The sequence below is a fragment of the Nocardioides sp. NPDC057772 genome, assembly GCF_042798075.1.
Lineage (GTDB): Bacteria > Actinomycetota > Actinomycetes > Propionibacteriales > Nocardioidaceae > Nocardioides.
This window is the reverse complement of the sequence record NZ_JBHVKN010000227.1, coordinates 1-8,072: the sequence shown is the minus strand read 5'-3', so window position 1 is coordinate 8,072 and position 8,072 is coordinate 1. Positions and strand designations below refer to the sequence as shown.

General features: G+C 68.3%; 9 protein-coding genes. 2 read left to right on the top strand and 7 right to left on the bottom strand.

The genetic code is table 11. The annotated features are described in order from the left end of the window. Positions 1-33 precede the first annotated feature (33 nt). Genes ACFVJS_RS24395 through ACFVJS_RS24385 form a run of 3 tightly spaced genes read right to left on the bottom strand, consistent with a single transcriptional unit; the run spans position 34 to position 2,506 of the window. The gene (locus ACFVJS_RS24395; RefSeq protein ID WP_141795460.1) at positions 34-237 is read right to left on the bottom strand and encodes a hypothetical protein; all 204 of its coding nucleotides are present in this window, start codon (positions 235-237) and stop codon (positions 34-36) included. Between the two features lie 26 nt (positions 238-263). Then, on the bottom strand, positions 264-1,388 hold the full coding sequence (locus tag ACFVJS_RS24390; protein WP_378885869.1) for a fatty acid desaturase family protein: 1,125 nt from the start codon (positions 1,386-1,388) through the stop codon (positions 264-266). 23 nt (positions 1,389-1,411) lie between these two features. Then, the gene (locus ACFVJS_RS24385) at positions 1,412-2,506 is read right to left on the bottom strand and encodes a flavin reductase family protein (protein ID WP_378885867.1); all 1,095 of its coding nucleotides are present in this window, start codon (positions 2,504-2,506) and stop codon (positions 1,412-1,414) included. A gap of 146 nt (positions 2,507-2,652) precedes the next feature. Between ACFVJS_RS24385 and ACFVJS_RS24380 the strand changes: the two genes are divergently transcribed. Continuing rightward, on the top strand, positions 2,653-3,288 hold the full coding sequence (locus ACFVJS_RS24380; protein ID WP_378885865.1) for a TetR family transcriptional regulator: 636 nt from the start codon (positions 2,653-2,655) through the stop codon (positions 3,286-3,288). 52 nt (positions 3,289-3,340) lie between these two features. Here ACFVJS_RS24380 and ACFVJS_RS24375 read toward each other — a convergent pair whose 3' ends face one another. The 4 genes from ACFVJS_RS24375 to ACFVJS_RS24360 form a co-directional block, all read right to left on the bottom strand. Further along, on the bottom strand, positions 3,341-4,894 hold the full coding sequence (locus ACFVJS_RS24375; RefSeq protein ID WP_378885863.1) for an MDR family MFS transporter: 1,554 nt from the start codon (positions 4,892-4,894) through the stop codon (positions 3,341-3,343). A gap of 201 nt (positions 4,895-5,095) precedes the next feature. Further along, positions 5,096-6,064, bottom strand: coding sequence for a zinc-binding dehydrogenase (locus ACFVJS_RS24370; RefSeq protein ID WP_378885861.1), 969 nt, complete (start codon positions 6,062-6,064; stop codon positions 5,096-5,098). A 114-nt stretch (positions 6,065-6,178) separates the two neighbouring features. Then, positions 6,179-7,372: an NADP-dependent malic enzyme gene (locus ACFVJS_RS24365; protein ID WP_378885860.1), complete on the bottom strand. Its 1,194-nt coding sequence runs from the start codon at positions 7,370-7,372 to the stop codon at positions 6,179-6,181. A gap of 161 nt (positions 7,373-7,533) precedes the next feature. Next, positions 7,534-7,908, bottom strand: a complete 375-nt coding sequence (locus ACFVJS_RS24360) for a S24/S26 family peptidase (protein ID WP_378885858.1) — start codon at positions 7,906-7,908, stop codon at positions 7,534-7,536. A gap of 54 nt (positions 7,909-7,962) precedes the next feature. Here ACFVJS_RS24360 and ACFVJS_RS24355 point away from each other — a divergent pair. Then, positions 7,963-8,072: superoxide dismutase [Ni] (locus ACFVJS_RS24355; RefSeq protein WP_305367623.1), on the top strand; the 110-nt coding region annotated here is incomplete at its 3' end.

Below are 8,072 nucleotides of genomic sequence, written 5' to 3'. Positions count from 1 at the left end.
GCCCACAACTGCGGACTCGGTCGCCAGAACTACCTATTCGGCGAGGTCTTTCTCGGCTCGCTTCGCGGCGGCGCGGAGCTCGAAGAGCTCGGTGGCGAGGCCGCCGATGGCACCGGCCACGTCACGTACGGCGCCGGTGATGATGACCGCCACCTGGCCGACGGTGGTGGCCGTGACCTCGACCGCGCTCTGGGCGACATCCTTGCGGATCTCGTTCTTGCTCAGCTCAGGCTCCATGACAACCCATTGTGGCTGGTCAGGGGTCATGCCGCGACCCCCTCGAGGGCAGGAGCGGCCTCGACACCCTCGGCGGCGGGGCGCTTGCGGTCGGGGAGGGCGTACCGGCAGATCTTCTTGAAGACGCCCCACAGCTGCTGGTGCAGCGGACCGGTGTTGTAGGAGAGACCGTAGCGCTCGCAGATCTCGCGGACCTCCTCGGCGATCTCCGGGTAGCGGCGCGCCGGCAGGTCGGGGAAGAGGTGGTGCTCGATCTGGTGGGACAGGTTCCCCGACATGATGTGGAAGATGCGCCCGCCGGTGATGTTGGCCGAGCCGAGGAGCTGGCGGTAGTACCAGTGACCCTGGGTCTCGTCCTCGCACTCCTCCTGCGAGAAGGAGGCGACGCCGGCCGGGAAGTGACCGCAGAAGATGATGTTGAACGCCCAGATGTTGCGGACCAGGTTGGCGGTGGCGTTGCCGAGGAACGTCAGCGGCGCGAGCGGACCGGACAGCAGCGGGAACAGGACGTAGTCCTTCAGCGCCTGGCGCTTGACCTTCTTCATGATGCCGCGGTGCATCTCGGCGTTGTCCGACATCTTCCGCTTGCCCGCGACGAGGTTCTCGACCTCGAGGTCGTGCAGCGCGACGCCCCACTCGAAGAAGACCATCAGCAAGAAGGCGTACAGCGGGTTGCCGAGGAAGTAGGGGTGCCACTTCTGGTCCTCGTCCATCCGCAGGATGCCGTAGCCGATGTCGCGGTCCTTGCCGAGGACGTTGGTGAAGGTGTGGTGGATGTAGTTGTGGGAGTACTTCCACTGGTCGGAGGGGCACACGTTGTCCCACTCGAACATCCGCGAGTTGAGGTCGGGGTCGCCCATCCAGTCGTACTGGCCGTGCATGACGTTGTGCCCGATCTCCATGTTGTCGAGGATCTTGGAGATGGACAGGCAGGCGACGGCCGGGATCCAGCCGATCACGGGCAGGTAGAAGAGCGCACGGCCGGCGATCTCGAAGGACCGCTGCTTCTTGACGATGTCGTAGATGTACGCCGAGTCCTTCTCGCCCAGATCGGCGACGATCCGCTGGCGGATGGCGTCCATCTCCTTGCCGAAGGCTTCGAGCTCCTCGGCGGAGAGGCGGCGGTTGCCGGTGTTCTCAACGGTGGTCATGGGTTGTCTCCTCGAGGGAATCGTCAGAGGTCCACGGAGCAGTCGCCCTCGGGCGTGCTCACGCAGATCCGGATCTGTTCGTCGGGCAGCTCGGAGGTCTCGCCGGTCAGGATGTTGCGGACCCGTCCGGAGCTCTTGTTGGTGGTGCAGGAGAAGCAGATCCCCATCCGACAGCCGGACTCGGGGGTCAGCCCCGCGGCCTCGGCCTGGTCGAGGATCGTGGCGCCGTCGTTGGTGACGGTCTTGCCGGTGCGCGCGAACTCCATCTCACCGCCGGCGACGCCGGCCGTCTTGGGTGGCTTGAAGTACTCCACCCTCAGCGACTCCGTACCCTCGTACGCAGCCTGAGCCGCCTCGATGAGCGAGGCCGGCCCGCAGGCCCAGGTCGGCAGGTCCCGATATCCCGGGACCAGCTTCGACAGCAGCGCCGGGGAAAGGTAGGGCGCGCCCTCGGAGGTGTGCAGGATGTGCAGGTCGACGCCGTGGCCCTGGTGACGGATCTCCTCGAGCTCGTCGGCGAAGATCTGGCGGTCGGCGCTGGGCGACCAGTGCAGGAACGTGACCTTGCCCCGGTGCGTACGCCGCTGGAGGGAGCGCAGCATCGACATCACCGGAGTGATGCCGGAGCCGCCGGAGATGAGCACGATGTGCTCGGGCACACGGTCGGGGAGGACGAAGTCGCCCTCGGCCTGGGACAGGTGCACCAGGGTGCCGACGGTGGCACGCTCGGTCAGGTACTTGGAGATGCTGTAGGGGGTCGCGTGCTCGTCGTCGTGGGCACGAACCGTGATGGTGAGCGGCTCACCGGGCTTGCCCTCGGTGCTGGAGACGGTGAAGACGCGGGTGGTGCGCCGACCCTCCCCCGTGTCGATGCCGACGCTGACGTGCTGGCCGGCACGGTGGCCGCGCCAGGTCGAGGTGGGCTGGAGCGTCACGGTCGCCACCTGGGGCGCGCCGGGCGCGCTGACCTCCGGGTGGATGTCGGTGATGCGGGCGCGCACCTCGTGCGCGGCCAGCATCGGGTTGATCTGGGTCAGATAGCGGTCGATGCCGTGCGGGGAGGCGAGCGCCGCAACCGTGCGGGAGCGGAGGATCCGGCCGCCGAGGTCGAGTGCCATGTCTTTCGCCTTTCAGTGAACATCTGTACACCGACAACGATGGCGGGTCACTGCAGCACGCGTCAAGATGCGGCGCACGTGGCCCAGATCACGGTGCACAGGTGTGCACTTCACGCCTGTCCGGCCGTTACCCCTAGGATGGTCTGGTGATCGAGACGGGTGCGGAGCCGGAGAGCCGTGCGGAGCGCAAGCTCCGGACCCGGCGAGCGATCCTGGAGGCGACTCTGGAGCTGTCCACCGACAGCTCGCTGACGGCACTCTCGCTGCGCCAGGTCGCTAAGCAGGTCGGCATCGTGCCGACCGCGTTCTATCGCCACTTCGACTCGATCGAGTCACTCGGGCTGGCACTGGTCGAGGAGTCCTTCGACTCGCTGCGCGACCTCTTCCGCGACGTACGCCGCAACGCTCAGGCCGACAAGGATATCGTCGACGGCTCGATCGACGCTCTCGTCGACCACGTCCACCGGCGACGCGACCACTTCGGGTTCATCGCCCGCGAGCGGGTCGCCGGGCCGCGCTCCGTACGCGAGGCCATCCGGCGTGAGATCGAGCTCTGCGAGCGTGAGCTGGCCACCGACCTGGCGCTGATGTCCGGGACCGACACCTGGACCGCCAAGGACCTGCACGTGCTCTCGTCGCTGTTCGTAACGGTTCTGGTCGCGACCGCCGAGCAGATCCTCTCCACCGCCCGCCCCGAGCAGGAAGCGCAGATCGTCGCGACCGTGCGTACGCAGCTGAGGATGCTGCTGATCGGCGTGTATCAGTGGCGGTCCGAGGCGTAGGAATACCCGGTTAACCGGGTATTCCTACACAGGCACACGATCCCCGCCCGACTCAGCAACCGCAGACCGCAGCCTCACGCCCGTGCTCGCACAGGTCGGCGAGCTCGGCGTCGAGATCCGCGGCAGGCTCGCCAGCGGGCGCCTCAGCAGTCTCCTCAGCAGTCTCCTCAGCAGTCGCCTCGTGCGCCTCGGCCCGAGCAGGCAGCAGGATGGCCATCACGACCACGATCAGCGCCAGCCCAGCGCTGACGAGGAAGGCAGCCTGCAGGCCGCTCACCTGGGCAGCGACGGCACCGACCTCCTCGACCACCTGGTCGCTGCGTACGGACATCACGGTCACCGCCAGCGCGGTGCCGAACGCGGCCGCGACCTGCTGGAGCGTGCCGAGGATCGAGGAGCCGTGGGAGTAGAGGTGGGAGGGCAGCGACCCGAGGCCCAGCGTGAAGACCGGGGTGAAGGCCGCGGCCAGGCTGACCATCAGCACCAGGTGGAGCACCAGGACCAGCCAGTAGGGCGTGGTCAGCGAGATCTGCGCGAGACCGGCGAGGGCGGCGACGATGCCGATGGAGCCCGGGATGACCAGCACCCGCCCACCGTAGGTGTCGAAGATCCTCCCGACGGTCGGCCCGAGCAGACCCATGGCCAGACCGCCCGGCATCACCAGGAGACCGGTGTAGAGCGGCGAGAGCCCGCGCACGGTCTGCAGGTAGAGCGGCAGCAGGATCATCGAGCCCATCATCGCCAGGAACGCGATCGCCATCAGCACGAGCGACTTGGTGAAGGTCGAGTGCAGGAAGGCGCGCAGGTCCAGGAGCGGCGAGCCGACGCGCTGCAGCCGGAGCTGGCGGAGCACGAACCCGAGGATCAGCACCGCGCCGACGGCCGCGATGACCAGCGGGAGCCCGACCTCGCCCTCGGCGAAGCGGCTCAGCCCGTAGACGAGCGAGCCGAACCCGAGCGCGGCGATGACGACGGAGGCCCAGTCCACGGTGGACTCGGCGGGCTCGTTGACGTTCTCCAGGCGCTGCAGGCCGGACCACGCGACGACGACGGCGATCGGCAGGACCAGCAGGAAGAGCAGTCGCCACGAGCCGAAGCCCAGGATCAGGCCGGACAGGGTCGGTCCGAGAGCCGGCGCGACCGAGATCGCCATGGTGACGTTGCCCATCACCCGGCCCCGGTCGCTCTCGTCGACGACCGTCATCAGGGTGGTCATCAGCAGCGGCATCATCACCGCGGTGCCGGCGGCCTGGATGACCCGGCCGGCGAGCAGGATGCCGAAGACCGGCGCGATCGCGGAGATCACGGTGCCGGCGATGAAGACACCCATCGCCGTCGCGTACGCCGTCCTGGTCGTCACCCGCTGCAGGAACCAGCCGGTCACCGGGATCACCGACGCCATGGTCAGCATGAACGCGGTCGAGACCCACTGAGCGGCGTGCTCGGTGACCCCGAAGCTGTTCATCAGGTTCGGGATCGCGTTGAGCATGATCGTCTCGTTGAGGATCACCACGAAGGTGGCCAGCACGAGCAGGGTGATGACGGCAGGCGTACGCCGCTTCCCACCGTCGAGTGGACGATGCGATGTTGTGACGGCAGCAGTCATGACGAGTTCCTCGGGGTCGTACGCAGGGGCCCGTTGCCACCCGCTCTCACACATAGATCGAACGGGCGAGGCCGATTTCGACATCACGCCACGAGAAACTTTTCGAGCCCCCCGGCGGTGACACTCAATGGTCCCTGGTCGAACCCGGGGGAGTCGAACGATATTCCGTACGTCACATGGCAGGGCTCCTCCCTGCTCACCTCACAGTGTGAAGACGACCTTTCCGAAGAGGTCGCCGGCGTGCATCGCCTCGAAGCCGGCCTTGGCCTCGGTCAGCGGCATCGTGCGGTCGATCAGCGGCCGGGTGCCGGTCGCCTCGAGCAGCGAGACCAGGCTCGCCAGCTCGTTGCGGGTGCCCATCGTCGAGCCGATCACCTTCAGCTGCAGGAAGAAGATGTTGGTGAGCAGCGCATCGTCGAGGTTCGGCCCCGAGGTGGTGCCGCTGATGATGATCGCCCCGCCCGGGCGCAGCGAACGCACCGAGTGCGTCCAGGTCGCCCGACCGACGGTCTCGATGACCGCGTCGACCTTGACCGGCAGCCGCTCGCCCGAGGGCAGCGCCTCGTGGGCGCCGAGCTCGAGGGCGCGCTTCTGCTTCGCCTCGTCACGGGAGGTGGCGTAGACCTTCAGTCCGGCCGCTCGGGCGAGGGTGATGGCCGCGGTCGCCACTCCCCCGCCGGCGCCCTGCACGAGCACCGAGTCGCCGGCCTTGAGCCCGCCCTGGGTGAACAGCATCCGGTAGGCGGTCAGCCACGCCGTCGGCAGGCACGCGGCCTCTTCGAACGACATCCCGGCAGGCTTCGCGACCACGTTGCGACGCGGCACGGTCACCTTCTCGGCGAAGGTGCCCTGGTGGCGCTCGGAGAGCAGCGACCGCTTCGGGTCGAGGGTCTCGTCACCGGTCCAGTCGGGCGAGGAGATCACCGAGTGCACCACCACCTCGTTGCCGTCCTCGTCGAGCCCGGCCGCGTCGCAGCCGAGGATCATCGGCAGCGCCTCTGCCTTGAGCCCGACCCCCTGCAACGACCACAGGTCGTGGTGGTTGAGCGAGGCAGCCTTGACGGTGACCGTCGTCCAGCCATCGGGCACGACCGGCTCGGGCCGCTCCCCCAGCACGAGGCCGGAGATCGGGTCGTCGGATGAGAACTTCTCGGCGTACGCAGCGAACATGGCCCGACCCTACCGAAACCTCGACCCGGCTCATCTTGACCGATCCAAAGGTTGAGTCGGCCCGTCATGACGGGCCGACTCGGCGTCCGTTCGGGTCACGACGAGCCGACTCGGCTAGCGGCGAGCGACCCCGTCGACCCGGGCAGCCTCGGCGACCGCGGCGGCGACAGCGGGACCCACGCGCGGGTCGAACGGCTCGGGAATGATCTTCGCCTCGTTCAGCTCGTCGCTGACCAGAGCGGCGAGCGCCTGGGCGGCGGCGAGCTTCATGCCCTCGGTGATCGAGGAGGCGTGCACGTCGAACGCGCCCCGGAAGATGCCGGGGAAGGCGAGGACGTTGTTGATCTGGTTGGGGAAGTCCGAACGACCCGTGGCGACGATCGCGGCGTACTTGTGCGCCACGTCGGGGTGGATCTCGGGGTTCGGGTTGGCCATCGCGAAGACGACCGCCTGGTCGGCCATGGTGGCGACGAGCTCCTCGGGAACGGTGCCGCCGGAGACGCCGACGTAGACGTCGGCGCCGGCGAGCACCTCGGCCAGCGAGCCGGTGCGGCCGGTGACGTCGGCGGTCACCTCGGCGATCGCCTTCTTCGACGCGGTCAGGTCGGAGCGGGTCGAGGAGATGACGCCCTTGCGGTCGAGCAGCACGAGGTCCTTGATGCCGAACTCGAGCAGGATCTTGGCGACCGCGACGCCCGCGGCACCGGCGCCCGAGATGACCACCCGGGTCGACTCGGGGTTGCGGCCGGTCAGCTTCAGCGCGTTCATCAGCGCGGCCAGCGTGACCACCGCGGTGCCGTGCTGGTCGTCGTGGAAGACCGGGATGTCGAGCGCCTCCTTGAGGCGGTCCTCGATCTCGAAGCAGCGCGGCGCGGAGATGTCCTCCAGGTTGATGCCGCCGAACGACGGGGCCATCCGGATGACGGTCTCGACGATCTCGTCGACGTCGGTGGTGTCCAGGCAGATCGGGATCGAGTCGACGCCGCCGAACTCCTTGAACAGCACCGCCTTGCCCTCCATCACCGGCATCGCCGCGGCGGGGCCGATGTCGCCCAGGCCGAGCACCGCGGTGCCGTCGGTCACGACCGCGACGGTGTTGGGCACCCAGGTGTAGGTGTGGGCCAGCTCCGGCTGCTCGGCGATCGCGGTGCAGACCCGCGCGACGCCGGGGGTGTAGGCCATCGACAGCGACGCCTTGTCGGAGACCGACGCGGTCGCCGCGATGGCCATCTTGCCGCCGCGGTGAAGCTCGAACACGGGGTCGCCGTCATAGGCGGTGGTCTCGGTGGACAGGGTGGACTCGGTCATTGGGGGCCTCCAGAAACTACGGACTCGGACGTCGGGCGGTCGAACGCGAGCCGAGGGTGGAGCCGCGCAAGGCGCCATCTACAGGGATGTGATGCCCGGATGGCAGTTTCGCACAGGCTACCGGAGGAAGCGGTTGATGTTTCCTACAGGTGACGAACCCCTCATCTGGAGCCCTCTTCCAGACGATCATCCAGGATCCGCGGGCGCGGCCACAGCCGGCCCACCACGACCCCGAGCACGTCGGCGTCCGCGACCGGACCGCGATGACGGGAGTCCAGCACCCCGGGCGCGCCCGGGTTGTCCGAGAGCAGCCACCACCCGGAGCGACCGGACGCGGTCGTACGCCGCTCCACCGCCCGCTTCACCACGACCGCCCCGTCGGCGAGCCGGGCGACGACGACACGACCGGGCACCGGCGTACGTCCGTAGGAGACCAGCAACCGGTCCCCTGCCAGCAGCGTCGGCTCCATCGATGCCCCGACGACCTTCGCCATCCCCCAGGTGTGTCGGGGTGCCCTGGCCGCGATCTCTTCCATGCGGAGTAGTGTCGCAATCCGTAGGACACATGAACACTCTTTGAGAGGACCCGCATGTTCGCGCGACTTTTCGCTCCCACCATCGAGGTCTCGGCCCACTGCGACCTGCCCTGCGGCGTCTACGACCCCGCCCAGGCCCGCATCGAGGCCGAGTCCGTCAAGGC

Bases quoted from the DNA above. Each gene is read 5' to 3' on its own strand.
- ACFVJS_RS24395 (WP_141795460.1), bottom strand. From the start codon at position 237: ATGGAGCCTGAGCTGAGCAAGAACGAGATCCGCAAGGATGTCGCCCAG.
- ACFVJS_RS24390 (WP_378885869.1), bottom strand. From the start codon at position 1,388: ATGACCACCGTTGAGAACACCGGCAACCGCCGCCTCTCCGCCGAGGAG.
- ACFVJS_RS24385 (WP_378885867.1), bottom strand. From the start codon at position 2,506: ATGGCACTCGACCTCGGCGGCCGGATCCTCCGCTCCCGCACGGTTGCG.
- ACFVJS_RS24375 (WP_378885863.1), bottom strand. From the start codon at position 4,894: ATGACTGCTGCCGTCACAACATCGCATCGTCCACTCGACGGTGGGAAG.
- ACFVJS_RS24370 (WP_378885861.1), bottom strand. From the start codon at position 6,064: ATGTTCGCTGCGTACGCCGAGAAGTTCTCATCCGACGACCCGATCTCC.
- ACFVJS_RS24365 (WP_378885860.1), bottom strand. From the start codon at position 7,372: ATGACCGAGTCCACCCTGTCCACCGAGACCACCGCCTATGACGGCGAC.
- ACFVJS_RS24360 (WP_378885858.1), bottom strand. From the start codon at position 7,908: ATGGAAGAGATCGCGGCCAGGGCACCCCGACACACCTGGGGGATGGCG.